Raw genomic sequence first — 24,458 nt, 5'->3', positions numbered from 1 at the left:
AAAACTTCTTATGGATGCGCGGCCACCCATTCGGTGCCGTCCTCGTATTCCTCGCGCTTCCAGATGGTTACCACCTGTTTCAGTGTGTCGATGATGTACTGGCAGGCGGCGAAGCTTTCGGCGCGGTGCGGCGTGGCCACGGCCACCACCACGGCCACATCGCCGAGGGCCAGGGTGCCTTTGCGGTGCACCACGGCCACTTCCTGCAGCATGGGCCACTTTTCGTAGGCTTGCGCCACCACGTGGCCCAGTTGGGTGAGGGCCATGCTGTCGTAGGACTCGTAGTGCAGGCGGCGCACCGGGCGGCCGCCCGACTGGTTGCGCACCGTGCCGATGAAAGAATTTACGGCCCCGGCAGTTTCGGTTTGCACGGCGGCCAGGGCGGCGGCCACGTCAATGGGTTGGTCGGTGATGGAGAGGTGAGGGGTCATTAATCAGTTAACAGTTGGTAGTGAGCAGTTATCTGAACTTGAAAAGCAGGGTGTTAACTGCTTGCTGATAACTGCTAACTGAAATCTAGCCGCCGGCCACGGGCGGAATCAGGGCAATTGCATCGACCGTGTGCAGGGCCTGGTCGTTGCTGGCGTACTCGTTGTTTACGGCTACGGCGCAGCTGCGCAGCTCGCCCAGGGCGGGGTATTGTTTGCGCAACTCGTCGAGCAGCGCCCCCACGGTGGCGGGAGCGGGGGCCGGCAACTCAATGACGGACGTGCCCACGATTTCGCGGGTGATTCCGAACAGGGCGATTTTTAAAGACATATCTTCGGTGTAAGTTTTGGGCGAATATCAGCGTGCGGGAGCCATTCAGGCCAGGGCGTTGCTCGGGACTTGAACACCTTTTACGTGTTAGGGGTTTGTTGCGGACCGGCTGTCTAAGGTATAGTCCGACAAAATTGGTGATAAAAGTGCTTCCATCTCTACTCTCCCCGGCCACGCCGCCGGCCGTTACGCCCCTCTTCGACCAACACGGCCGGCCGCTGGAATATCTGCGCCTGGCTGTGACGGACCGCTGCAACCTGCGCTGTTTCTACTGCATGCCCGAAGAAGGCATCAAGTATATGCCCAAGCAGCAGCTGCTGACCTATGAGGAAATGCTGCGCCTCACCGGTTTGCTGGCCACCATGGGCGTGCGCAAAGTGCGCCTGACCGGGGGCGAGCCCTTCGTACGGCGCGACTTGGTGCCCTTCATGGAGCGCCTGGCTCAGCTGCCGGGAATCGACGATATTAGCCTGACGACCAACGGTGTGCTTACCACGCCGCACGTGCCCGCCCTGGCCCGCCTGGGCGTGAAGGCCGTGAATCTCAGCCTCGACACTTTGGACCGCGCCCGGTTTGCCAGCATCACGCGGCGCGACGAGCTGCCGAAGGTGATGGAGACTTTCTACGCGTTGCTGGAGGCCGGCATTCAGGTGAAAATCAACGCTGTGGTGATGGATGGGCAAAACATCGACGACCTTGTTCCGCTGGCCGACCTCAGCCGCAACTTGCCGGTTGATGTGCGCTTCATCGAGGAAATGCCCTTCAACGGGGGCAGCCACGAAGCCGGCCCGGCCTCGCTGCCGTGGAACCACGTCCGCATCCGCCAGCACCTGGAGCAGCATTTTGGGGCGCTCACGCCCGTGGCCATGCCGGCCGGGGCCACCGCTTCAGAATACCGCATTGCCGGGCACCAGGGCACGGTGGGCATCATCGCGGCGTATTCACGCACCTTCTGTGGCACCTGCAACCGCCTGCGCCTCACGGCCGAAGGCGGCATCAAAACCTGCCTCTACGACCAGGGCGTGCTCGATACCCGCGCCCTGCTGCGCGGCGGCGCTTCGGATGCCGACATTACGGCCGCGCTGAGCGACGCTTTCCGCTACCGGGCGGCCAATGGCTTCGAGGCGGAGCGGCAGCGCCCCCTGCACCAGCTCAGCTTCGAGAGCATGGCCACGATTGGGGGGTAAAATACCCGCAGTTAAGTGCTATTGCGCCCCAGCTATCTACCTTGAGTGCCGCCGAAGCTGTTGCCTTCGGATTGCCGCTCATGAAGATTGTTGCCATTGTATTCGGAGTTGTGTTTATGCTCTACGCGGTGCTGTGTGGTGCGCTCTACATCAAGCAGGAAAGCCTGTTGTTCTTTCCCTACCGCTTACCGGTTGGCTACCAGTTTCAGTTTCCGGGCCAGTTTGAGGAGCGGTGGACAACGACTACCGACGGCACCCGGCTGCATGGCTTGCTGTTCAAAGCGCCGAATTCGAAAGGACTGGTGTTCTACCTGCACGGCAACGGCGGAGCCCTCAATACCTGGGGCGATGCGGCCGCTACCTACACCAAGCTGCACTACGATGTCTTCCTGCTCGACTACCGCGGCTACGGCAAAAGCGGCGGCAAAATCACTAGCCAAGCGCAGCTGCTGAACGACGTGCTGATGGGCTATCGGCAACTGCTGCCCGAATACCCCGAAAGCCGAACCGTTATTTTGGGTTACTCCGTTGGCACGGGCCCGGCTACCTGGCTGGCCGCCCAACAAAACCCCAAGCTGTTGATTCTGCAGGCCCCGTATTTTAGTATGCGCGACCTGGCGACGCATTTATACCCTGTTGTGCCGGGTTTTCTGATACGGTACCCACTGCCCACCAACGAGCTGATTGGGCAGGTGCGCGCGCCCATCGTCTTGTTTCACGGCGACCGCGACGAGGTTATCTACGCCGGTTCGTCGCTCAAGCTAAAGGCGCTGCTCAAGCCTTCGGACAAGCTGATTGTGCTACCCGACGCGGGGCACAATGGCATGACTGACAACCCACAGTATCAGCGTGAATTGGCCAAGCTGCTGCAGTAGCAGAGTAGCAGCTCGGCTGATTTAAAACATCGTATTCTCATGCTGCGCCCCTGCTGGCACTACTTGCAGCACGTCCCAGTGCTCCACTATTTTGCCATTGGCGTCGAAGCGGAAGATGTCGATACCGGCGTAGTCGTGGTCGCCGGGCCAAGTTTGGTGGCAGTGCAGCACTACCAGGTCACCTTCGGCCACGGCGCGCACCACGCGCATGCGCTTGCCGGGGTACTCGGCCTGCATTCGCAGGAAATAATCCAGAAAGCCCTGCTTGCCATCGGCTACGTGCGGGTTGTGCTGAATGTACTCCTCGCCGACGTAGCGAGCCAGGGCTTCAGCAGGCTGGCAGTCGTTGAACATCAGCTCGTAAAAGGCAATGGCAGTTTGCTTGTTGTGCTCGGGGCTGTTCATGGCTTATGAAACGAGGAAGCTGAAAAAGAAGCGCGCGGTAGCTGCAGCAGCAACTTCTAACTGGTAGGAGGCGTTGTGGAGCCTTAATTTTACGGAAAGTAGTGCGCTGCTTGTCTGCGCCAGTACCGTGTGCTTGATTTAGGATGATTTCATTGACTGTTCCAACCGGCCGTATTTCCCGCAAAACCCACCGGCTGGCCGTGGGCGCATTGTTCTTTCTGCTGGGGCTGTGCTTCGCCAGCTGGGCCTCGCGCATTCCGAGTGTGCAGCAAACGATGGGTATTTCGGAGGCCGGGCTGGGCGGCGTGCTGCTGGCCATTCCGCTGGGGCAGCTGGTGTCGTTGCCGTTGGCCGGGTGGCTGGTGGCCAAGGAAGGCAGCCGCAAAGTGGTGCTGTGGGGCGTGCTGCTCTACGCCGCCGCGCTGGTGGGCCTGGGCTGGGCCACCAACCTCTACCAGCTGCTGCCGTGCCTGGTCATCTTCGGCGTTGGGGGCAACCTGACCAATATTTCGGTGAATACCCAGGCCGTGGGCGTGGAGCGGCTGTACCAGCACAAGCCCATTATGGCCTCGTTTCACGGGTTGTGGAGCCTGGCGGGCTTTGTGGCGGCGGCGGTCGGCTCGTTTATGATTGGCCACGCGGTGGCCCCGGGCGTGCATTTTCTGTTCATCGCGGCCTTTATTGTGGCTGGTCTGGTAGTGAGCGCCGGCTACACCGTGCCCGAAGACAGCGGCGCGGACCCCGACCAGCCCATTTTCGTGAAGCCCGACAAGGAGTTGCTCGGCCTTGGCGCTATTGCTTTCTGCGCGCTTATTTGCGAGGGCGCTATGTTCGATTGGAGCGGGGTTTATTTCAAGAAAGTGGTGCTGGCCGAAAAGGGCTGGGTGGGCGCCGGCTACACGGCTTTTATGAGCACCATGGCCCTGGGCCGCTTCGGGGCCGACTGGCTGGCTGGGCGGCTGGGAGCCCGGCGCGTCATTCAGCTCAGTGGGCTGCTCACGGCCACGGGCTTGCTGATTGCGGTGCTGCGGCCCACGCTGGGCACGGCGCTGCTGGGGTTTCTGCTGGTGGGGTTTGGCACGTCGGCGGTGGTGCCGCTGGTGTACAGCGCGGCCGGAAAATCCACGCGGATGTCGGCCGGTATGGCGTTGGCTTCAGTGTCCACCATCGGCTTCTTTGGGTTTTTGCTGGGGCCGCCGGTCATTGGTTTTGTGGCCGGGGCCAGCAGCCTGCGGGTGTCGTTTGCGCTCATTGCCCTGATGGGCTTGTGCGTATCGGCGGTGGCCAGCCGGGTGCGGGTGTAGCTGGGCGGGGCGGGTAGGGGAGGAGAAAACAGCCCGTCGTGCCGAGCGTAGCCGGGGCATATCACTTGCATCGTTCACCGATTGGAGTACTATTGCACGCGGGATGCCCCGGCGCCGCCCGGCACGACGTTCTTTCGAATGCGTTCTAACAACTCAACCAAAACTCTTTTAACCCCAAAACCCCAATGGAAACCGCCAGTCAAGTAACCAAATACGCCTGGGACGATATGCCCAAAGAGCAGCTGTCGGACCAGCTTTCGCGCCGCCTCATCACGGGCGATAAAATGATGCTGGCCCACGTCTACCTCAAAAAAGGCTGCGTCGTGCCGCTGCATCACCACATAAACGAACAGATTACCTACATCCTGGAGGGAGCCCTGCGCTTTAACATCGGCGCGGAAGACGGCGAGGAAATCATCGTGCGCGCGGGCGAGGTGCTGCACATCCCGTCCAACGTGCCGCACACGGCCGAGGCGCTGGAAGACACGCTCGACGTGGACATCTTCAGCCCGCCCCGCCAGGACTGGCTCGACAAATCGGACGATTACCTGCGCCTGAAATAGCCTCATGGACCTCGGACTGAATGGAAAAATAGCCCTGGTAGCCGCGGCCAGCAAGGGCCTGGGCCGCGCCGTGGCCGAAGAGCTGGCCGCCGAAGGCGCGTCGCTGGTGCTGTGCGCCCGCGGCAACGACGAGCTGCAAGCCACCTGTGCCGCCATCGAGAAAGCCCATGGCGTGCCCGTGCTGGGCATTGCCGCCAACGTGGCCGAGCCCGCCGACGTGGCCCGCGTGGTGCAGGCCGCGCTGGCCCGGTTCGGCCGCGTAGACGTGCTGGTGACCAACGCGGGCGGCCCGCCCGCCGGCACCTTCGACGCCCTGAGCCCGGAAATATGGCAGGCTGCCACCCACCTGCTCCTCACCAGCGTGGTGGAGCTGACCCGCGCCGTGCTGCCCGGCATGAAAGCCCAGGGTTGGGGCCGCATTCTCAACATCACGTCCATTTCGGTGAAGCAGCCGGTGGCCAATCTGATGCTTTCCAACAGCTTGCGGGCGGCCGTGACGGGCATGGCCCGTACGCTGGCAACCGAAGTGGCCCCGTTCGGCATCACCGTCAACAACATCCTGCCCGGCTACACCCGCACCGAGCGCGTGGTGAGCCTGGCCGAGGCGGCGGCGGCGCGGGAAGGTATTTCGGCGGCCGACGCCACGGCCCGCTGGGAAGCCGAAATCCCGATGCGCCGCCTGGGCGAGCCGCGGGAGTTTGCGGCGCTGGCCGCGTTTCTGTGCTCGGAGCGGGCCAGCTACATCACGGGTACGTCGGTGCCGGTTGATGGCGGCTGGATTCGCTCGCTGCTGTAAGGGCTTGGTGAGCGACCGACTCCATCCCGTACCTTCGTTCTGTTGGTTCTTGGTTTGATTTCCTTCAATCAGCGGACGGTTTCCGGCCGGGGCTTTGGCGCCGACGGGAATTAAGAGGGAATCGGGTGCAACTCCCGAACAGACGCGCTACTGTGAGTTTCCCGGCCTAATACGTCGGAACAGGCCGCCCCACACAAGCCCATTGGCCCGCCCCGGCGGACCGAGAAGGACGGGGCCGGCCCGAAATAAGTCAGGAGACCTGCCGGCCGCCGAGTGATGCTGCCCTCGCGCTTTGGGGCTGGCATCGGCGGTGCCGTGCCGCTGCGCCCTAGGCGCAGCTGTGGCGTGGTGCGGCCGGTGGTCGGCTACTGAAAACGGGGCTTGAAATCAGGCAGAGGGCCATTTTCACCCTGTTTTACCCCAACTCATGCTACTTGCCGACCGCATTGCCCGCGCCGAAACGCGCATCTTCAAAGCCGTATTTCCCAACACCACCAATCACTACGATACGTTGTTTGGCGGCACCACGCTCATGCTCATGGACGAGGTGGCTTTCATCGCGGCCACGCGGTTTTCGCGTCTGAAAATGGTGACGGTGTCCTCCGAGCGGGTCGATTTCACGCATCCCATTCCCGGCGGCTCCCTGGTTGAGCTGGTGGCCAGCATCGAGCACGTGGGGAAAACCAGCCTCAAGGTGCGCGTCGAGCTATTTGTGGAGCAGATGTACTCCGAGGACCGCCACAAGGCCGTCACGGGTCTTTTTACCTTCGTCGCGGTCGACGAGCACAAACGGCCCGTGCGAATATTGGCGGCGTAGCCCAGGCTTCAGCTGGTGTCGAAAGTGCCAATCGGCACCAGCTAAAGCGTTGTGCTACCGCTAAAATTTCCCCAGCCCCACCCAGCCGCGCTGCATGGCGTAGTACACGGCCGTGCCCACCAGCAGGCCCACGAGGTAGCCATACGGCAGGCCGGCGCAGAGCAGGCCCACCAGCAGCGACACCAGCAAATCGCGCCGCTCGCCGCTGATGTCGCGCAGCAGCGTGGCCAGCGACAGCGCCTCAAACAGCAGCAGCACGCCCAGCACCGGCAGCGGAAAAATCTGCACCACTTCGGCAAATCCCTGGCTGAAAAACAGGCCCATCACCAGAAAAATGCCGCCGTAGATGACCGCCGAGCCGCCCGTGCGCGCCCCAAACGCGTAGTGCCCCACCAGGCCGCCCGAGCCGTGGCAGACCGGAAAGCCGCCCAGAAACGGGTTCACTAAGTTCATCAGGGCGTAGGTGAAGCTGATTTGCCGGACGCTGAGCTGGCGTTCGGGGAAATGGTCGTGCACCACCTGCCTGGTGGCCAGAATGGAATTGCCGAGCGACAGCGGAATCTGGGGCAGCGCCAGCAGCACGGCCCCGGTGAGAATATCGGCCGTTTGGGGCAGGTGCCAGGTGGGCAGGTGCAGGCCCACGGCCCGCTCCGCCGTAGCCAAATCGAGCTTGAATACCAGCGCATACGCCACGCCCAGCGCAATGACGATGAGCGCCGCCGGCCAGCGCCGGTTGCCAAACAGCAGCACCGTGACGGTGAAAGCCGCCGCCGCCAGCGCGTAGCCGGCCGCGCCATCCGAGCCCACATACTTGGTGAGCGCCAGCGTGGCTAGCTGCAGGGCCAGCCCGAACTGGATGCCGCGCACCACCGGCTTGGGCACCAGCCGCGCCAGCGCATCAATCAGCCCGGTTACCGACAGGAAAAACATGCTGATGCCAATGGCCAGCCCACCTCCGAAAATGATGCGGCCGGGGATTTTCTGGGCAATAACCAGCGCCGCGAACGCCTTGAGCGGCTGCACGGGCATGGGCATCCGGTACCAAAGCCCGGAAAATACCTGCATCAGCCCGAACATGATGAGCACCCCGGCGCTGTCCACGCCCGAGGCCGCGATGACGCCGATGAGCAGCGGCAAATCGGTGCCGAGGTCGCCAAACGCGCCGGCCACCTCGTTGCGGTCGAAGCGAAGGGGCGGGCGGCGGGACGGGGGGCGGGGTTCGGTTTGAATTGGGGAGGAGGGGAGCACGGCGAGCGGGGTTGGCCGGGCAAAGGTCGGGCAGCGGGGGCGGCTGCGAGCGCGGGACCGGCGGCTAGGGGCGCGGGGCCGATTTCTCGGCCGCTCGCTCCTCGGCTTCGGCCACTTGCTCGGCTACTTCGCCCAGGTACTCGCCGCTGGTGAGGCCCCGCCGGCGGAAGCGCAGGGGCTTCAGGCGCTTGCCCAGGGCATCGGCGGCCATGTCGTGGTCCAGGGCCCCTTCGTTGTGGGCCAGGAAAATGGTGGCCACCCCGTTGCCGATGAAATTGGTGATGGAACGCGCTTCCGACATAAACCGGTCCACGCCCAGCAGCAGGGCCAGCCCTTCCACGGGAATCACCTTCATGGCCGTGAGCGTGCTGGCCAGCACCACAAAGCCGCTGCCCGCCACCCCGGCCGCGCCCTTGCTCGTGACCATGAGAATGCCCATCATGGTTAGAATCTGGCCCCCGGAGAGTTCGACGTGGAACACCTGGGCCAGAAACAACGTGGCCAGCGAGAGGTAAATCGTGGTGCCGTCCAGGTTAAACGAGTAGCCGGTGGGCACCACCAGCCCCACTACCGGCTGGGCACAGCCCATGTTCTCGAGCTTTTCCATCAGGCCCGGCAGGCCGGCCTCCGACGAGGAGGTGCCGAGCACAATCAGCAGCTCCTTCTTGATGTACTTCAAAAACGACCACATGCCGATGTTGCAGGAGCGCAAAATGGCCCCCAGCACCAGAAAAATAAACACCGCCATGGTCAGGTACACCGTCACCATGAGCTTGCCCAGCGGCAGCAGCGTGGCAATGCCGTACTTGCCGATGGTGAAAGCCATGCCCCCAAACGCCCCGATGGGCGCCAGCAGCATCACGAAGTGCAGCCCCCGGAACACGTATTTCGACGCGCCCTTGAGGAAGTGAATGATGGGCTTGCGGCCGGCGTATTTGCTCAGCACCACGCCCAGCACGATGGCGATGATGAGGACCTGCAGGGTAAGGTTGTCGGCGAGGAAGTGACCCCACGAAAAATCGCCCGCCCGCTTGGTGAACTCACCCACTTTGTCGGTGCTGAGCTTGCCCACCGACACGCCGTCGCCGGGCCGCACCAGCGCCGCCACCGCCACCCCGATGAACAGGGCCAGGGTGGTCACCACTTCAAAATACAGCAGGGCCTTGCCCCCGATGCGGCCCACCTTTTTGAGGTCGCCCATCGTGCTGATGCCGAGCGTGATGGTGAGGAAAATGATGGGGTTGATGAACAGCTTCACCACCTCAATGAAGCGCTTGCCCAAAAACTCCATCTTCACGGCGGTGGCGGGCTCGAAGTGGCCCAGCAGTGCTCCCGCCACAATGGCCAGCAGCACCCACAGGGTCAGGTTCTGAGTGATTTTTTTGAAGTTCATAAGTAACGAGCGTGAAGTAGCAGAATAAGGATGGAGCTGGGGCGGCCGGGTGGCGCAGTGCCCGCCAGCGGGGAAATTAAGCTCCGGCCCGGTTCGTCACCGCGTGAGCCACCAGCCCAGCAGGGCCAGCAGCGGGAGCGAGAGCGGAATGCCCAGGCCCACCATTTGGGCGGCCAGGGGCGGGTCGAGGCCGTACCGGTCGGCGATGGTGCCGGCGGTGTTCATGGGGCCGATGGCGGCCCCGACGATGCACAGGTCCACCGCCGGCCCGTGCTGCTGGGCCAGGCCGCGGTACACGGCCCACACCAGCACCGGGGCCAGCAGCAGCTTGTAGGCCAGGCCGATGCTGAGCAGCCGGGCCCGCGACTTGGGCACCGTCAGCTGCAGCTGCAGGCCCACCGAGAGCAGGGCGATGACCGGAAACGGCGCGCTCAGCTTCTCGAGCACGCCGCGCACCAGGGCAGGATGCTGGTAGCCCAGGGCGTTGGCCCCCACCGCCAGCACGAAGGCCAGAAACGGCGGAAAGCGCAGCACGTTGGCCCCCATGGCGCGCCACGAGGGCCGGGCCGCCCCGTACCACGACCCCACCACCACGCCCAGCGTCACGCAAATCAAAATCGACCCGGCCAGACTCATCACCAGGCCCATTTCCAATCCGGCCTTGCCGTAGAGCAGCTCAAAAATGGGGAAGCCAACGAACGACACGCTGCTGATGCCGCCGGTGAGAATGAGGGCCCCCACCGTGCCCCGGGGCAGGGCCAGCCACTTGCCCACCGCCGCGAAGAACGCCCAGCCCACCCCAAAAATCAGCCAGGGCATGAGCATGGGTAGCAAAAACCGCTGGTCAAATTGCGCCTCCGCCAAGTGCAGAAACGTGAGGGCCGGCAACAGCACCGCCAGCAGCACTTGGTTGAGCACCGCGTGCGCGCCCGGCGGCACCACCTGCCAGTGCCGCAGCGCCGCCCCCGCCGCCAGGCACACCAGCAGCAGGACGAGATTGGTCATGGGGTGAGGGTGAGGTCAGGATGAAACAGTAGAAAAGAACGTCATGCTGAGCCTGTCGAAGCATCTTTACCTCGGTAGTAATCCAATCGAAGCGGTAGAGATGCTTCGACTGCGCGGACGCCAGATGAGCATGACGTTTTGATTTATTACCGCTTCCTAAAAAGTCAGCGCTAAGTTGGTGTAATAGTACGCGCCATTAAAGCCGAACTGCGCCGCGTTGCGGGTGTAAGGAATCTCGCCGTTGGAGTAGCTGCCGATGCGGGTGGCGTCCACCTTGTCGGGATAGACGTTGGTGAAATTATTGGCACCCACGGTCAGCGACACGGCCTTGACGGGGTTGTACACCACGGCCAAATCGAAGATGGTCTTGCCGCGGAACTCCTGGCTGACGTGCTTGACGTAGCGGAAAGGCGTGGCGGGCGTCGTGCCTACTGCGGCCACGGCGGCAATGTTGTTCGGCTTCTCGAAGGCTACCACCGAGCCAAAGTACGAGGCGCGGGGCGTGATGCTGAACTTGCCGATGGTGTAGGTGAGCGAGGCCAGAATCTTCTCCCGCGGCTGCGCCCGCTCAATCAGCCCGATGCTCACCGTGTCAATCAGCAAAATCCGGTTGGTGGTGCCGGCCTGCAGGGCAGCGGGCGTGTCGCCAATTTTGGAAATCTCGGTCCGGTTGAACGTCAGGGCCAGGCTGGCGCTCAGGCGGCTGCGGTCGTTGATTTCCGTCTTGTAGGTCGTCACCAAATCAATGCCGCGGGTCTGCGTATTGATGGCGTTGGTGAAGAAGCGGATTTCGTTCAAGTTGGCGAAGGGCGGCGTTTGCAGGGCCTTGATGTCGGTCCGCACCATCCGCTCGGAGTTGATGACCCGGTCCTGGATGTCAATCTGGTAGGCATCGACGGTGAAGAGCAGGTTCTCGGAGATGCGGGCGGCCACGCCGGCGCTATAGTTCCACGACGTTTCGGCCTTGGTGTCGGCCACGCCAAGCGGGCGCAGGCGGGCGTCGTTGCTGCGCAGCTGCTTGGTGAGCACAATCTCACCGTTCTGCACCGTGGAGGTGGTCACGCTGTTTTCAATCTGCTGCAAGGAAGGCGCCCGAAAGCCGCGGTTCACGGAGCCGCGCAGGGCCACGCCGTCGGTGATTTTGTAGCGGCCGGCGGCTTTGCCCGAGATGTTGGAGCCGAAGTCGGAGTAGTTTTCGTAGCGCAGGGCCGAGGTCAGCAGCAGCTTCTCCGTCAAGTCGCTTTCCACGTCCACGTACACGCCCACGTTGCGGCGGGTGGCGTTGGTTTCGTCGTCGGGCGAGATGCCGGGCCGGCCGCTCGAACCCGTGGCCTTGGCCGTGCGGGCCGGAACGCCGGGCGAGGCCGGCCGGGCGCCGGCCAGCGGCCCCACGAAGTACGACTCCGGGCTGCCCTTCTCTAGGATGAACTGGTCAGTGCGCACTTGGGCGCCAAAAGCCAGGTTGAACGATTTGGTGCCAAAGAGCCCCGTATAATTGCGCGACAAGTTCAATTCATTGGTCGTTTGTCCGAAGGTGCTGCGGCCCACATAAAAATCAGTCGGCGAGTCCGCGCCCATCGACGGGTTGGCCGTTTTGTTGGCGAACAGGTCGAGGTAGTTGTAGCCGTAGCCGTAGCTGAAATCGAGGTTCCAGCCGCCGGCCAGCTTGCGGCGCACGCCCACCACGGTCGAGTAGTCGTCGGAGCGGCCGGGCAGCTCGGGCAGGTAGCCGTCGAGGTGCCGGGGGCTGAAATTGACGTTGTTGGGCTGCGCGTTGCGAAAGAAACCGTAGGCCAGAATGTTCTTGCGCGAGTAGCCGCCGAAGGAATAAACCGACCAGCCGCCGTCGCCCACCGGCAGGCCGAAGTTGTAGAAGCCTTGGTAGATGTTGGCCTGGTTGCTGCCGTATACGCCCACCCGAAAGGGCTGGCCCACCTGCGGGTATCGGCCGCGTTCGGCCCGAATCCGGTTCTCATTGGCGAGCTGATTGGCGGTCGGGGTGGCGGGCAGCGTAGCCGGCGTGGCGCTGAATGGGCTGTAGATGCCGCCCACGAAGTTGTCGCTCCGGTTGGTCTGCTCCTGCCGCTGGTACTGCAGCGTTACGTTGAAATAGCCGGGGTTTTCCTTGCCCAGCTTCACCCCGTAGTTGGCGCCGGCCAGGTACTGCGCCCCATCGCCCTCCCGCGTGAGGCCGTACTGCAACAGCGCCGAGGCCACGCCCGTGCTCTTGGTCAGGCCCAGGTTGATAACGCCCGCGATGGCGTCGGAGCCGTACTGCGCCGCCGCGCCGTCGCGCAGCACCTCAATGCGCTCCACGGCCAGCGTGGGCACCGAGTTCAGGTCGGTCACCACCGTGCCCGAGCCCACGGTCACGTTCAAGTTCAGAGCCGAAAACTGGTGGCGGCGCTTGCCGTCCACGAGCACCAGCACCTGGTCGGGCGAGAGGCCGCGCAGGGTGGCCGGGTCGGCGTAGTTGGCCACGCCGTTCACGCCGGTTTTGGCCGAGTTGAACGAGGGCGAGTTGAACTGCACCTGCTGGCCCAAATCGACCTGCCCGGTGGCCCGCAGCTCTTTGGCGTTGAGCACGTCCACGGGCGAGGGGCGCTCCACGTCGGTGCGGGGCAAGCCGCGCGAGCCCACCACCACCACGTCGCCCAGGTCGGTGGCGGTGGCCGCCAGCCGCACCTCAAACGTGGTGCGTGCGCCCACCGCCAGCTGCTGGCTTTTGAAGCCGATGGCTGAAATGACCAGGGTGGCCCCGGGCTGTACTTTCAGATTGAAGCGGCCCTCGCCGTCGGTGCCCGTGCCGTTGTTGGTGCCTTGCTCCAGCACGGTAGCGCCGGCCATGGGCTGGCCCTCCGCATCCAGTACCCGACCCGATACCGGAATGGGGTCGGCTGCTGCCGCCGGGGCGGTGGGGGCCAGCAAAATGCCGCTGGTCACCACTTCGTATTTGATTTTTAGTGGGGCGAGCAAAGCTTCCAGCACTCCGCTCAGCGGCTGGTCCACGACGGCCACACTCACCTTGCGCCCGGCCCCAATCAACTGCTCGCTGTAGAGAAAGTGGGTGTTAACTTGGCTTTCGATGGTGGCCAGCACCGTTTTCACGGTTTGGGCTTCCAGCCGCAGCGTGAGGTGGCGCGCCAGCACGTCTTCGGCGGCGGCGCGGTGGGCCATGGCGGCGGCGGGTAGCAGCAGCAGCGTTAGCGTGGCGCGGGCCAGCCGGCCAGCCGCACGGGGAGCCTTTAGGGCCCTGGCCAGCGATAAAAATAAGGTTGGAAGCATGAAATAGGGTAATGTTGGTGGGAAAAAATGGAGATGAAGCGTATGCGGTTGAGCTATTCCGTCTGGCAGCCGCGGCTGCGGAAGATGATGGTTTCGTCGGCGCGCTCGTAGCTGGCCCCCAGGGTCTGGCACAGTAGGTCGAGCTTGTCGAACAAGGATTGGGCAGGAACGAAGCCCAGGCTCACCGTGCAGGTGGCCAGGGTCGCGCCGTCGTAGCGGATGGGTACGCCGTAGCTGGTTTGCAAAGTGGCCAGCACCTCCGCTACCGGCCGCTCGTCAAACGTCAAAGGCTGCGTCTGCAGCAAGGTCGGTTCGTCTATCAGCTCGGGCCGTAGTTCCCGTAGCTGGGGCGAGTATACCACCTGCTGGTTGGGCCGGAGCACCAGGCCGGGGCCGGGCCGGGTGGCGAGGCCGTGCGAGTTGGGCCGCGGGCGCACCCGTACCCGGCCAGTGCGCACCATCACGGCCGCATCGGGCTGGCCGGGAAAGGCCCGCACCGTGAAGCTCGTGCCCAACACCACGGTTTCTATCTTGTCCGTGAGCACCCGAAACGGTCGGCTCGGATTGTGAAACACTTGAAAAAAAGCCTCGCCTTGCAGCGTTACCACCCGTTCGGCCCCGTCAAACCGTTGCGGGTAGTGCAGGCGGCTGTGAGGTTGCAGCAGCACCGTGCTGCCATCGTTTAGTGTGAGCGGTGCCGTTTGGGCCGTGGGGTTGGTGCAGGTGAGCCAACCGCCCGCCGCTCGTATCCTCACCGTGGGCGGTGCAATAGTGGCAACGGCGGGTGCCAGGGCCAGTCGGCGTGGGCTCAGCACCCGCCCGCCCAGGCCCAAACCCAGGGCCAGCAGCGCGGCCGCCGCCCAGCGGAACTGCGGCGTGCGCCACGCGGCCGGCCTCGGCCGGGTACGGGCCTGTATTTGCTGCCATACGCGGGCTTTGGTGGCGGCTTGCTCGGCCGGAGTGGCCGGGGCCGGCCGGGGCATGTCGCGGGCTTCGTACCACTGGTCCACCGTCCACGCCTCGCCCTGAGTGCAGTCATCGTGCAAGTAGCGCTTCAGCAAACTGGCAAAGTAGGCGTGCTTCATGATTGGCCGGGCCGGGGGTGGGTCTTTGGTCAAGTCGATTCAAGCGCCCGCATCCCTGGTGCGAGATTCACATTTTTTTTAAGGGCAGTCCAGTATGCCGGGGTCGAAGCCGGCGGAAGTGCGTCGCGCCCCTCAAAGCCGGCGGCTTAATGCGCTGACAATGTGTGGTTTATTTCCGGCGCAGGTCTGCCCATGAGCGCACTTGCCCCGGAGCCGCCGGCAGTGGCCAGCCAGCGGAATCAACTGCTTATTATGATGTGGAAAAGTGCCACACCCACCAGAAAATCCCGGAGATGCAGGCGGAGTAATTTTAGCGAGCGTGACAAGTGGTATTCTACCGTTTTGGCCGATACGTGCAAATGAGCCGCGATTTCAGGCACCGAACGGTGTTCCATACGGCTGAGGCGGAATACTTCCTGGGCGTGGCCGGGCAGGCTGCCCACGCTGGCGGCCAGCGCGGCCGAAAGGTCGGCGGCGGCCACGGTTTCCTCGGTACCGCGGTCGGGCTTAGCCAAGTGCTGGGGGAAGGTGGCCGCGTAGTTTTTGCGCACCAGCCGGGCCCGTACGCAGTCGATTACGCGGTACTTAAGAGCCGTGAACAAGTAGGCATTCAGCTGCTGAATGACGGCGGTGTGCCGCTTGTGCCAGAGCGCGACGAACAAGTCCTGCACGAGCTCTTCGGCGTCGTGGGCGCTGGGCAGCTTGCGGCGGGCCTGCGCGTGCAGCGGGGCGTAGTAGCGCTCGTATATCTCCGCGAAGGCCAACTCATCGTCCTGGGCCAGGGCCTGCACCAACGCCACGTCGTCCCAGGCCGTACGCAACGGCGCTAAAGACTTATGCGATAACAGCAGCACTTTCATCGAATGCGGGGTGATAAAAACTAATTGGCCCAAAAGATAAGGCCGGAATCGATTGCGGAACGAAACCGCGATTCTGGCACGCGCGACGGGCCGGCCCAACCAAGCGGAAAAAAGGTCCTGTCGGGCGCATTGGGGGTATCGGGCACCAAACTGCCGCTTATAATGTACTGTTTGAGTTGCGCACTAATGGTCTTGCGGGTCTGCCGTCGCCCCGCGCCGCACTTCGTCATTCGGGAGCCGCTCGTTCTCCCCTGCGTTAATTTGTATCTCGCTATTCGCCCACTATGGAGCCCGCTATTTTATTGCCCGCCGCCAGCTACGAATTCGCCACCATTCAAAAGGTGAGCGGCGGCGGCCCGCCCGTGCCGGCTTCCGACCAGCTGGCCGCTGAGGAGCCGTTGGAAATCCGGGTGGGCTACGAAGTGGACGGCCAGCGTCGGCACCGCACCCTGTCGGTGACCATGCGCACGCCCGGGCACGATGAGGAGCTGGCCGCCGGTTTTCTGCTCACCGAAGGCATCATTCAAGCCAAATCCGACGTGCTGGGCATCATTCCCTGCCCCGATGTGCAGAAAGCCGAAGAAGCCGGCAACGTGACCCGCGCCGAATTGGCGGCGCACGTCAAGGTTGATTTTGGGGCCATGGAGCGGCATTTTTACACCAGCTCCAGCTGCGGCGTCTGTGGCAAAACCAGCATCGACGCCGTGCGCACCACTTCTTGCCCCGTGCTGCCCACCAGCGGCCCGCGCCTTGCCTACGACACCGTGCACCTGCTGCCTGAGCGCCTGCGCGCCGCCCAGGCCGGCTTCGAGCAAACCGGCGGCCAGCACGCCGCCGCTTTGTTTACCCCGGCGGGCGAGCTGCTGCTGCTGCGCGAAGACGTGGGCCGCCACAACGCTTTGGATAAGGTCATCGGCGCGGCGCTGCTGGCCGGGTGGCTGCCGCTGCACCAGCACGTGCTGCTGGTAAGCGGCCGGGCCAGCTTCGAGCTGGTGCAGAAAGCCGCCGCCGCCGGCATTGGCGTGCTGGCCGCCGTGGGGGCCCCGAGCAGCCTGGCCGTGCAGGCTGCCGAAAGCTTCGGCATGACGGTGCTGGGCTTTGTGCGCCAGGGGCGCTACAACATCTACAGCCACGGCTGGCGGCTGGGCGATTGAATGCCAATGAGTAAATTTGCTCAATAGCTATAGCTAAGCAACGCTCGGCTTGCTCTTGCGTTTAACTTTGAGACCTACTAATTTCCGTTTGACCTGTTCATGAAGCTTCGCATTGAAGACGACACCCTGCGCCTCCGCCTTTCCGAAAGTGAAGTGCGGGATTTTGCCCAAAAGGGCCGGGTAGCCGCCGTGGTGCACTTTGGGACCGGCCCGCAGCAGCAGATGACCTACGCGCTGGAGCGTGCCTCCGAAGCCAGTGCCGCCGCCACTGTGCAGGTACGATTCGATGCCACTGGTCTTACCGTGTTGGTGCCCAATGCATTAGCTACCACTTGGGCTAATACCGAACAAAACGGTTTCTCTGAGAATTTATCCCTGGCCGAAGCGCAGCACCTGCGCGTTTTGGTTGAAAAGGATTTGGACTGCCGACACTGAGTGAGTTACAAGTGTTGAATTATGAGTTATGAGTTGCAAATCGGCAATCGGCGCGAATCGCTCCTAACTCTTTTTTCATTCGTTTCAACTCGTAACTCACAACTCATAATTCAACACTCATCATTATGCATATGGAAGATTCCCCTGTCACCGACCCCAGCAAAGCTGGCCAGACCCATCAGCAGAAAGCTGAGCTAGCTCCCAAAAGCGGCGAACGTCCCGACCAGGGCGTGGCCCCGGCCGCCGACTACGAAATTCCTGCCGCCGACCACCCCACCCTGGCTGGTCACGAGGCCAGTGCCGGCGCGCCGCCCGCGCACGAGCACATTCCCGCGCCGCCGACTTCGGAGGCCAAGTACCTGTACCCCGTGCTGGCCCAGCCACCTGAGGCCCTGACTGGTCTCAAATTGGAAGGCCGCGAAAAAATCGCGGCGGGCGTCACGGCCGTCATCAAATCCATGCAGTTTAGCTGGAGCGAAGGCGGCGTGGGGCGCGGTACCAAAGCCCTGCTCGGCCTCAACCAGAAGAATGGTTTCGACTGTTCGAGCTGCGCCTGGCCCGACCCCGACGAGCACCGCTCGGTAGCCGAATTCTGCGAGAACGGGGCCAAAGCCACGGCCTCCGACGCCGACGACCAAGCCGCTGGCCCTGAGTTTTTTGCCAAGAATAGCCTGGCCGAGCTCTCGCGCCTGACCGACCGCGACCAAAACAATACCGGCCGCCTTACGCACCCCCTGGTGAAGCGCCCCGGCGACAACCATTATTCCCAGATTTCCTGGCCCGATGCCTTTCAGATTGTGGCCGATGAGCTGAATGCGCTCGACTCGCCCGATGAGGCTATTTTTTATACCTCGGGCAAAGTGCCCAACGAGCCGGCCTTCCTGTTCCAGCTGTTCGTGCGCGAGTTTGGTACCAACAACCTGCCCGACTGCTCCAATATGTGCCACGAGAGCAGCGGTTCGGCCCTGAGCCCCACGCTGGGCTTGGGCAAAGGTTCGGTGACGCTCAACGACATTCACGAGGCCGAGGTTATCCTCGTCATCGGCCAGAACCCGGGCACCAACCACCCACGCATGCTCTCGGCCCTGCAAAAGGCCAAGCGCAACGGGGCCAAAATCATCAGCGTAAACCCGCTGATTGAAGCTGGCCTCGTCGCTTTCAAAAATCCCCAAGATTTCATGAACCCGCTGCGGGCCCTGGGCGCGCTGCTGGGCGACGGCACCCAGCTCACCGATGTGTTCCTGCAAGTGCGGGTGGACGGCGATATGGCCCTGCTGCGCGGCATCATGAAGCACCTGCTCGAAGCCGAAAAGCTGAACCCCGGCCAGGTTGTCGACCACGCCTTTATCAAGGAGTTCACCACCGGGTTTGATTCCGTGGTGGAAACCCTCAACAATACCAGCTGGGAGGAAATCGAGGAAATCAGCGGTGTTAGCCGTGCGCAACTGCTCGAAGCGGCCAATCTCTTGGCCCACAAGCAGAAAATTGTGACCTGCTGGGCCATGGGCGTCACGCAACAGCGCAAGGGCGTGGAAACGATTCAGGAAATCGTGAACCTGCACCTCATGAAAGGCGCTATTGGCAAGCCCGGTGCGGGCACCTGCCCGGTGCGTGGCCACTCCAACGTGCAGGGCGACCGCACCATGGGCATCTGGGAGCGGGTGCATTCCAAATTTCTCGACGCGCTGGAGAAGGAATTTAAGTTCTCCTCGCCCCGCGAGGACGGCTTCGACGTGGTGGAAAGCCTCAAGGCCATGAACGCCGGCAAAACCAAGGTGTACTTCAGCCTGGGCGGCAACCTGCTGGCCGCCGGCCCCGACACCGAGTTTATCGCCGAAGGCATGCGCAAGCAAAGCCTGACCGTGTTCGTGGGTACTAAGCTCAACCGCGGCCACCTCGTGACCGGGAAAACCAGCCTGCTGCTGCCCTGCTTCACGCACGTCGACATCGACATGCAGAAGTCCGGCCACCAGATGACTTCCTGCGAAAACTCGATGGGCATAGTGAGCCAGAACAAGGGCATTCTGGTGCCGCTGGCTGGCGAAATGCTGAGCGAAGTAGCCATCATCAGCGGCATTGCCATTGCCACGCTGGGCGACAAAACCACCACCGACTGGGTGGCCATGACGGAGAACTACGACGTAATCCGCGACCACATTTCGCGGGTGATTCCGGGCTTCGAGAAGTTCAACGAGCAGCTGCGGCAGCCCGGCGGCTTCTACCTGCCCAACGGCCCGCGTGAGCGCAAGTTTACCACGGCCAATGGCAAGGCCAATTTCACCGCCACCACGCTGGAGAAGAATATCGTTGAGCCCGACCAGCTCGTGCTGATGACGGTGCGCAGCCACGACCAGTTTAACACCACCATTTACGAGTACAACGACCGGTACCGGGGCATTCACGGCGAGCGCCGCGTGCTGTTCATGAACCCGGCCGACATGGCCGCCCGCAGCATCAAAGCCAAGGACCTCATCGACATCACCAGCCATTTCGAAGGCGAGGAGCGCACCGTGGAGAAATTCGTGGCCGTGCCCTACGACATCCCGAAAGGCAACGTGTCGGCGTATTTCCCGGAGGCCAACCCGCTGATACCCATTACCAGCGTGGCCAAGGTGAGCAATACGCCCACCTCGAAATACGTGGTAGTGACGGTAGTACCCACGGCCGTGAATAATGACAAGCGCATCAAGCAGCGCGAAAAGATGATGGCGTAAACCGCGCCCCGTCGGCCCCTCTCCAGCGGAGAGGGGAGCTACGGCGGCCCGCAGTGGTTTTGTAGGATAACGAAAAGCCCCGGCTCATTTTTTGAGTCGGGGCTTCTTTGTAAATCGTCTGGCTCTCCTCTCCGCGGGCTTCGCGCTTCAAGCGAACCGGGGCCGGAGGTGAGGTTATACCGTTTCCGCTGTCTTTTCCAAGTCGAACATCTCGCCCAGCATGGCCACCAGCTTGTCGGCTTCATCGCGCTTGCAGGCCGATTTCAGGTGCAGCACGTGCTGCTTGAGAATCTTTTGCATCAGCGAGCGGGTGGCTTCGTCGAGGAGCTTGCTTTCGGCGGGGGTGGCTTTTTTCTGGTAGCGCTCCAGCTCTTCCTGGCGCATGGTTTCGAGGTTGGCCTTCATCTTTTGGATGAGGGGCGAAACCATCATTTCCTTGGCCCAGTCGTTGAGGCTGGCAGTGCTTTCGGCGATAATGGCACGCACTTGTGGCACGGCCGCGAGGCGGGTTTGCAGGGCGGTTGAGGCTTTGCTCTGAATGGCGTCGATGTTGTAGACCAGCACGCCGGGCACTTGCTCCACATCGGCGGCAATGCTGCGGGGCACGCTCAGGTCCACGAAAAACTTAAAGCTGAGGACGTCGAGGTTCTCAGCCAGCTCACGGGTGAAGAAGGGCTCGGCGCGGTTGATGGAGGAGATGATGATATCGGCCTCTTTCAGGGCGGGCATCAGGTCTTCGAAGTCCACGAGGCGCATGCCGCATTCCTCGGCCAAAGCCTCGGCCTTGGCGCGGGTGCGGTTGCAGATGGTAACGTCGCTGAAGACCTTGCTGGCGGCCAGGTGGCGGCACACGTCGGCCCCGATTTCGCCCAAGCCCACCACCAGCACGCGTGGGTTGGCCACGTCGGCGGTCAGCTCTTCGACCAATTCCAGGGCGGCGTAGCTCATCGAGGCCGCCCCATCGCGGAAGCTGGTTTCGGTTTGCACGCGCTTATTGGTGAAGAACACCGTGTGCATGAGGCGGTGCAGGAAGGGGCCGGCGGCGTCGGCGTCGGCGGCCCACTGGTAGGCCATCTTCACCTGATTGCTGATTTGCAGGTCGCCCACTACCTGGGCATCAAGGCCCATGGCTACTTCAAAAAGGTGCTGCACGGCGGCCTCGGCCTCGGGCAGCAGGTCAAAGTAGGGCAGGAACTGGCCCACGTCGGGGCGGTTTTTCAGGTCGCCGAGGGCGAGGATGATTTCGCGGCTGCGGTCATCTTCGGCGGCGTAGTAAACCTCAGTGCGGTTGCAGGTACTCAGCACGAGCAGGTCGGACAGACCCAAATCGTGGTGGAGCGTGTGCAGGAAACGACGGCAAGCGGCCTCGTCCAGCGAAAGCAGCTCGCGGATGTCGAGCGGGGCTTTCTTGAAGGAGAGACTAACGGCCTTGAACGGATGCGACATAAATAGAATCGGCACGAAACCGGACTACAAAATTACGGCAGGAATCGGTAAGAATGAAACAACCAGACCCAGGCTCCGGTTCGGGTGCCCATGCAATTAGCTGCGGGCAGCCGTGCGGAGGCCGCGTACCTTTGCGCCATGCTGCCCACAAACCCATCCGTTACCAGTTCCTCACCCGATTCCAGGTCCGTCACGGTTGTTCCGAGCGGGGCTGGAAATACGAGCGAAACAGCAGCTTCCACTCCGGCTGGCCCGCTCACACCCGGCGTCACCTCGCCGGTGGCCTGGATGCTGCTGCTGGCGCTGGCGGCCATTTGGGGCACGTCGTTTATTCTGATGAAAAAGGGGCTGCTGGTGTTTTCGGCCATGGAGCTGGGCGCTACCCGGGTAAGCGTAGCCGCGTTGCTGCTGCTGCCGTTTGCCCTGCGCCACGTGGGCACCGTGGAGCGCAGCCGCTTCAAGTGGCTGGCAGTGAGTGGGGTGGTGGGTACACTGATTCCGGCTTTCCTCTTTGCCTACGCCGAAACCAAGCTGGCCTCTGGCCTGGCGGGCGTGCTCAACGCCCTCACGGCGGTTTTTACGCTGCTGGTGGGCGCGCTGCTGTTTGGGCAGCGGCTCACGGGCCTGCGGGTGCTGGGCATTGTGCTGGGCCTGGTGGGCACGGTGGTCATGCTGCTGCTCGGCGGCAGCGGCGGCACCGACACGCCGACCGGCGAGGGCAATGCGTGGTATGGCATCTATATCTTGATTGCCACCATTTGCTACGGGGTGAGTGTAAACGTCATCAAGCACAAGCTCGGTGGCATGACGCCGATGGCCGTGACGGCGGTGCTGCTGCTGCTCATTGGCGGGCCCGCGCTGGCGTATTTGCTGCTGGGCACGGGGTTTCTGCATAAACTGGCTACGGCGCCGGGGGCCTGGGTGGCGTTTGGCTACATCGCGCTGCTGGCCACCATGAGCACGGCGGTAGCCATGGTGCTGTTTAATAAGCTGATTCAGCAGTCCACAGCGCTGTTTGCCTCATCGAGTACCTATTTCATTCCCGTTGTGGCGCTGGCCTGGGGCGCGTTCGATGGCGAGGCATTCAACCTTTGGCACTTGCTGGGCATGGGGGTGATTTTGGTCGGGGTGCTGATTATTCACCGGGCTAAGTAGGGTACGCCCCGCACCCTATCTAGAATGCCACCGTCACGCCCAGCAGCCCCCAGCGGTGCGTGCGCCCACCCGTAAACTCCGGCGATGTCCAAGTTGCGGTGGCCTCGAAACTCAGCTTCTCATGCGCCAGCACCAAGCCGCCCGAGCTGCGCAGCACCGTGCGGCAGATGGCTCCCGCGGCCAGCGTGTACGGGTCATTGCTGGTGAAAAGGCCGCCTTGCAGCGTGGCATCGTAGCCGATGAGGCGGCCTTCTAAAGTGGCCTGGCCGTACAGCTGCCAGCTACTCTGGCCCGCTAAACCCAGGCTGCTAAAATACGGATTTAGCCGCCCGGCCCGCAGGCGCAGGCCGGTGCTGGCGTAGGTGTAAAGCGTGCTGAGCGAGGCTTCGGTAGTTCCCAATAACTCGACGTGACCTGAAGCGGCGGCTAGCTGTTTTTCGAAAGCCAGGCGGTATCCTACGATGGGGGCGTTGCGAATCTGGAAGTCCCAACCCCGTGGCTCGGCGTTGCCCGTGGCGCGGTGGATGGCCGTTTGCAGCTCCTTGCCGCCCGCTGCCGGGCCAATGAAGCCCAGTTCCAGCGCAGTAGTCAGCAGCTGGTGCCGGGCCGGCTGGTTGCTGATTCGGAAGAAAGAAGCGTAGCCATACGCCGCATACGGCCGGTCGCCGACCCGGATGAATGGGTCCTGAATGCGCAGAGGCGTGAAGCCATCGTAGCGCAGCCGGAGGCCGTAGTATTGCGTGCTGCCACTCGGGCCGCTGAGTAGCAGGTGGCGCACCGGTAGGCGGGCCAGGGCGGGGTGCACCAGCGTGAGGGTCATTCCCTGCGTGAAGTAGTAATCGGTGCGAAAAAACAGGTCGTTGGCGTAGGTATAGCTCAGCAGTCGGTCGGGGCCGATGGGGTGCAGCGTATCGGCTGGCACCGGGGCCGCCCGGCTGCTGAAGCCCAGCAGAACCAGAAACAGGAGAAACAATGGGTGCATAAGTTGCTGGAGCTACGGCTCCGGCCGGATATACGTGGGGGCGGCGGCTTCTTGGTTTGAGGGCGCGGCTAAAGCAGTCTTGCCTTCATCACACGGAGTTTAAAGTTGAGAGTTAAAAGTTAAAATTTAGGCAGACAGACAGAATGAAGCTGTTTAGGAATTCAAAAAGAACTAAGTGACCGTCATGCCGAGCGCAGTCGAGGCATCTCGCCCGTTTCGTTGAACGGCCCGGAAGGTTCGAGCGAGATGCCTCGGCTGCGCTCGGCATGACCAACTGACAAATTACTAAACAGCCTCAATCTTAACTTTTAATTCTTAACTCCCTTTAAAGATGTTTGCGGACCTGAAAACCACTCTATCAAGCCACTACTCATTCACGTAGGGCCACTCCTGAAACCGGGCGGATAAGCCCGCCTGGCGGGCGTTGCCGCGCACGTAGGCCAGCACCCGCGTCAGCTCGGCCTCGTCTTTCACCTCATATTCAAACCAGCCCACTTGCCAGAACTCGGCTTCGGGCGGCAGTTTGGGGCGCACCAGGCGGCGGCAGGCGGTGCCCGTGCGCAGGTGCAGCAGGTCGAGGGCTTTGGCGAAGGACAGGTGGCTGCTCTCGTGCAGGTGCAGCACCACGTGCGCGTGGTTGGGCAAAATGGCGAAACCGTGGATGGTGAAGCCGGTTTCTTCCAGCATCATGATTTCGCCGGCCAGCACTTCGGCCATCTTTTCGTTTTCGAAGTAGCTGGGGCCGATGGGGGCGCGGTCCAGCACGGCGTCGAACCTGGCGAAGAATTGTTTTTGGGAGAGGCGGTGGTCGGTGCCGGCTTTCTGGGCCTGGCGCAGGGCGGTTTGCAGCTCCCGGCCGGCGGCGGCGGGAATGGTGCCGTGCAGGCGCAGGGTGAGGAAGCTGGTCATGGATTGAAGATGATGTTAAGTAGTCACGCAAAAGTAACGGTGTACTTTTGGCCGACCTCCATTAAGACGTGTTCGATGCGT

22 protein-coding genes and 1 riboswitch are annotated in these 24,458 nt (G+C 62.7%); of the genes, 10 read left to right on the top strand and 12 right to left on the bottom strand.

Going from position 1 to position 24,458, the window contains the following annotated elements:
• Nucleotides 1-8: 8 nt before the first annotated feature.
• Together IEW17_RS16470 and IEW17_RS16465 are read right to left on the bottom strand one after the other, a co-directional pair.
• Nucleotides 9-431 (bottom strand): molybdenum cofactor biosynthesis protein MoaE, encoded by a 423-nt coding sequence (locus IEW17_RS16470; RefSeq protein ID WP_188563159.1) that lies wholly within the window; start codon nt 429-431, stop codon nt 9-11.
• 85 nt (nt 432-516) lie between these two features.
• A complete protein-coding gene (locus IEW17_RS16465; RefSeq protein ID WP_188563158.1) occupies nt 517-759 on the bottom strand; it encodes a MoaD/ThiS family protein in 243 nt (80 codons plus the stop codon).
• Between the two features lie 146 nt (nt 760-905).
• Here IEW17_RS16465 and moaA point away from each other — a divergent pair, with 146 nt between their 5' ends.
• Nucleotides 906-1,946: a GTP 3',8-cyclase MoaA gene (moaA, locus tag IEW17_RS16460; RefSeq protein ID WP_188563157.1), complete on the top strand. Its 1,041-nt coding sequence runs from the start codon at nt 906-908 to the stop codon at nt 1,944-1,946.
• 80 nt (nt 1,947-2,026) lie between these two features.
• Nucleotides 2,027-2,821, top strand: a complete 795-nt coding sequence (locus IEW17_RS16455; protein WP_188563156.1) for an alpha/beta hydrolase — start codon at nt 2,027-2,029, stop codon at nt 2,819-2,821.
• 21 nt (nt 2,822-2,842) lie between these two features.
• Here IEW17_RS16455 and IEW17_RS16450 read toward each other — a convergent pair whose 3' ends face one another.
• Entirely contained in the window at nt 2,843-3,226 is a 384-nt protein-coding gene (locus IEW17_RS16450) for a nuclear transport factor 2 family protein (protein WP_188563155.1), read from the bottom strand.
• A 152-nt stretch (nt 3,227-3,378) separates the two neighbouring features.
• Here IEW17_RS16450 and IEW17_RS16445 point away from each other — a divergent pair, with 152 nt between their 5' ends.
• The 4 genes from IEW17_RS16445 (at nt 3,379) to IEW17_RS16430 (ending at nt 6,706) form a co-directional block, all read left to right on the top strand.
• Complete coding sequence (locus IEW17_RS16445) at nt 3,379-4,530, top strand: MFS transporter (RefSeq protein ID WP_229749069.1); 1,152 nt, start codon at nt 3,379-3,381, stop codon at nt 4,528-4,530.
• A gap of 185 nt (nt 4,531-4,715) precedes the next feature.
• On the top strand, nt 4,716-5,093 hold the full coding sequence (locus IEW17_RS16440; RefSeq protein WP_188563153.1) for a cupin domain-containing protein: 378 nt from the start codon (nt 4,716-4,718) through the stop codon (nt 5,091-5,093).
• Nucleotides 5,094-5,097: 4 nt separating this feature from the next.
• Entirely contained in the window at nt 5,098-5,889 is a 792-nt protein-coding gene (locus IEW17_RS16435) for an SDR family oxidoreductase (RefSeq protein ID WP_188563152.1), read from the top strand.
• Between the two features lie 59 nt (nt 5,890-5,948).
• Nucleotides 5,949-6,170, top strand: a riboswitch (cobalamin riboswitch).
• Between the two features lie 146 nt (nt 6,171-6,316).
• A complete protein-coding gene (locus IEW17_RS16430; protein WP_188563151.1) occupies nt 6,317-6,706 on the top strand; it encodes an acyl-CoA thioesterase in 390 nt (129 codons plus the stop codon).
• Between the two features lie 60 nt (nt 6,707-6,766).
• Here the strand turns inward: IEW17_RS16430 and IEW17_RS16425 are convergent, their stop codons facing one another.
• From IEW17_RS16425 to IEW17_RS16400, 6 genes are all read right to left on the bottom strand, one after another.
• On the bottom strand, nt 6,767-7,954 hold the full coding sequence (locus tag IEW17_RS16425; protein WP_188563150.1) for a putative sulfate/molybdate transporter: 1,188 nt from the start codon (nt 7,952-7,954) through the stop codon (nt 6,767-6,769).
• A 64-nt stretch (nt 7,955-8,018) separates the two neighbouring features.
• Complete coding sequence (locus IEW17_RS16420) at nt 8,019-9,347, bottom strand: cation:dicarboxylate symporter family transporter (protein WP_188563149.1); 1,329 nt, start codon at nt 9,345-9,347, stop codon at nt 8,019-8,021.
• A 96-nt stretch (nt 9,348-9,443) separates the two neighbouring features.
• Nucleotides 9,444-10,352, bottom strand: a complete 909-nt coding sequence (locus IEW17_RS16415; protein WP_188563148.1) for an AEC family transporter — start codon at nt 10,350-10,352, stop codon at nt 9,444-9,446.
• A 156-nt stretch (nt 10,353-10,508) separates the two neighbouring features.
• Nucleotides 10,509-13,637, bottom strand: coding sequence for a TonB-dependent receptor (locus IEW17_RS16410; protein WP_188563147.1), 3,129 nt, complete (start codon nt 13,635-13,637; stop codon nt 10,509-10,511).
• A gap of 53 nt (nt 13,638-13,690) precedes the next feature.
• On the bottom strand, nt 13,691-14,722 hold the full coding sequence (locus IEW17_RS16405; protein ID WP_188563146.1) for a FecR family protein: 1,032 nt from the start codon (nt 14,720-14,722) through the stop codon (nt 13,691-13,693).
• 239 nt (nt 14,723-14,961) lie between these two features.
• Nucleotides 14,962-15,582 (bottom strand): RNA polymerase sigma factor, encoded by a 621-nt coding sequence (locus IEW17_RS16400; protein ID WP_229749068.1) that lies wholly within the window; start codon nt 15,580-15,582, stop codon nt 14,962-14,964.
• A 284-nt stretch (nt 15,583-15,866) separates the two neighbouring features.
• On the opposite strand from IEW17_RS16400, the gene fdhD reads away from it, so the two are divergent.
• The 3 genes from fdhD (at nt 15,867) to IEW17_RS16385 (ending at nt 19,885) form a co-directional block, all read left to right on the top strand.
• The gene (gene fdhD / locus IEW17_RS16395; RefSeq protein WP_188563144.1) at nt 15,867-16,736 is read left to right on the top strand and encodes a formate dehydrogenase accessory sulfurtransferase FdhD; all 870 of its coding nucleotides are present in this window, start codon (nt 15,867-15,869) and stop codon (nt 16,734-16,736) included.
• A 99-nt stretch (nt 16,737-16,835) separates the two neighbouring features.
• Nucleotides 16,836-17,171: a DUF7009 family protein gene (locus tag IEW17_RS16390; RefSeq protein ID WP_188563143.1), complete on the top strand. Its 336-nt coding sequence runs from the start codon at nt 16,836-16,838 to the stop codon at nt 17,169-17,171.
• Between the two features lie 131 nt (nt 17,172-17,302).
• Entirely contained in the window at nt 17,303-19,885 is a 2,583-nt protein-coding gene (locus IEW17_RS16385) for an FdhF/YdeP family oxidoreductase (protein ID WP_188563142.1), read from the top strand.
• 174 nt (nt 19,886-20,059) lie between these two features.
• Here the strand turns inward: IEW17_RS16385 and hemA are convergent, their stop codons facing one another.
• Nucleotides 20,060-21,331 carry a glutamyl-tRNA reductase gene (gene hemA, locus IEW17_RS16380; RefSeq protein WP_188563141.1) on the bottom strand — a complete coding sequence of 424 codons (1,272 nt, stop codon included), beginning with the start codon at nt 21,329-21,331 and terminating at the stop codon, nt 20,060-20,062.
• 138 nt (nt 21,332-21,469) lie between these two features.
• Here hemA and IEW17_RS16375 point away from each other — a divergent pair, with 138 nt between their 5' ends.
• Nucleotides 21,470-22,486 carry a DMT family transporter gene (locus IEW17_RS16375; protein ID WP_229749067.1) on the top strand — a complete coding sequence of 339 codons (1,017 nt, stop codon included), beginning with the start codon at nt 21,470-21,472 and terminating at the stop codon, nt 22,484-22,486.
• Nucleotides 22,487-22,505: 19 nt separating this feature from the next.
• On the opposite strand, the gene IEW17_RS16370 is transcribed toward IEW17_RS16375, so the two are convergent.
• Nucleotides 22,506-23,468, bottom strand: coding sequence for a lipid A deacylase LpxR family protein (locus IEW17_RS16370; protein WP_188563140.1), 963 nt, complete (start codon nt 23,466-23,468; stop codon nt 22,506-22,508).
• Nucleotides 23,469-23,834: 366 nt separating this feature from the next.
• Nucleotides 23,835-24,377 (bottom strand): transposase, encoded by a 543-nt coding sequence (locus tag IEW17_RS16365; RefSeq protein ID WP_188563139.1) that lies wholly within the window; start codon nt 24,375-24,377, stop codon nt 23,835-23,837.
• Nucleotides 24,378-24,458: the final 81 nt, after the last annotated feature.

It is taken from the genome of Hymenobacter frigidus, from assembly GCF_014640435.1.
In the GTDB taxonomy this organism is placed as follows: domain Bacteria; phylum Bacteroidota; class Bacteroidia; order Cytophagales; family Hymenobacteraceae; genus Hymenobacter; species Hymenobacter frigidus.
Note: the sequence above shows the minus strand (reverse complement) of the source record. Positions and strands in the feature narration are given on the sequence as shown.

Coding starts and splice junctions, on each gene's coding strand:
- IEW17_RS16470 (WP_188563159.1), bottom strand. CDS start 431: ATGACCCCTCACCTCTCCATCACCGACCAACCCATTGACGTGGCCGCC.
- IEW17_RS16465 (WP_188563158.1), bottom strand. CDS start 759: ATGTCTTTAAAAATCGCCCTGTTCGGAATCACCCGCGAAATCGTGGGC.
- IEW17_RS16455 (WP_188563156.1), top strand. CDS start 2,027: ATGAAGATTGTTGCCATTGTATTCGGAGTTGTGTTTATGCTCTACGCG.
- IEW17_RS16450 (WP_188563155.1), bottom strand. CDS start 3,226: ATGAACAGCCCCGAGCACAACAAGCAAACTGCCATTGCCTTTTACGAG.
- IEW17_RS16440 (WP_188563153.1), top strand. CDS start 4,716: ATGGAAACCGCCAGTCAAGTAACCAAATACGCCTGGGACGATATGCCC.
- IEW17_RS16435 (WP_188563152.1), top strand. CDS start 5,098: ATGGACCTCGGACTGAATGGAAAAATAGCCCTGGTAGCCGCGGCCAGC.
- IEW17_RS16430 (WP_188563151.1), top strand. CDS start 6,317: ATGCTACTTGCCGACCGCATTGCCCGCGCCGAAACGCGCATCTTCAAA.
- IEW17_RS16420 (WP_188563149.1), bottom strand. CDS start 9,347: ATGAACTTCAAAAAAATCACTCAGAACCTGACCCTGTGGGTGCTGCTG.
- IEW17_RS16415 (WP_188563148.1), bottom strand. CDS start 10,352: ATGACCAATCTCGTCCTGCTGCTGGTGTGCCTGGCGGCGGGGGCGGCG.
- IEW17_RS16410 (WP_188563147.1), bottom strand. CDS start 13,637: ATGCTTCCAACCTTATTTTTATCGCTGGCCAGGGCCCTAAAGGCTCCC.
- IEW17_RS16405 (WP_188563146.1), bottom strand. CDS start 14,722: ATGAAGCACGCCTACTTTGCCAGTTTGCTGAAGCGCTACTTGCACGAT.
- IEW17_RS16400 (WP_229749068.1), bottom strand. CDS start 15,582: ATGAAAGTGCTGCTGTTATCGCATAAGTCTTTAGCGCCGTTGCGTACG.
- fdhD (WP_188563144.1), top strand. CDS start 15,867: ATGGAGCCCGCTATTTTATTGCCCGCCGCCAGCTACGAATTCGCCACC.
- IEW17_RS16390 (WP_188563143.1), top strand. CDS start 16,836: ATGAAGCTTCGCATTGAAGACGACACCCTGCGCCTCCGCCTTTCCGAA.
- IEW17_RS16385 (WP_188563142.1), top strand. CDS start 17,303: ATGGAAGATTCCCCTGTCACCGACCCCAGCAAAGCTGGCCAGACCCAT.
- hemA (WP_188563141.1), bottom strand. CDS start 21,331: ATGTCGCATCCGTTCAAGGCCGTTAGTCTCTCCTTCAAGAAAGCCCCG.
- IEW17_RS16375 (WP_229749067.1), top strand. CDS start 21,470: ATGCTGCCCACAAACCCATCCGTTACCAGTTCCTCACCCGATTCCAGG.
- IEW17_RS16370 (WP_188563140.1), bottom strand. CDS start 23,468: ATGCACCCATTGTTTCTCCTGTTTCTGGTTCTGCTGGGCTTCAGCAGC.
- IEW17_RS16365 (WP_188563139.1), bottom strand. CDS start 24,377: ATGACCAGCTTCCTCACCCTGCGCCTGCACGGCACCATTCCCGCCGCC.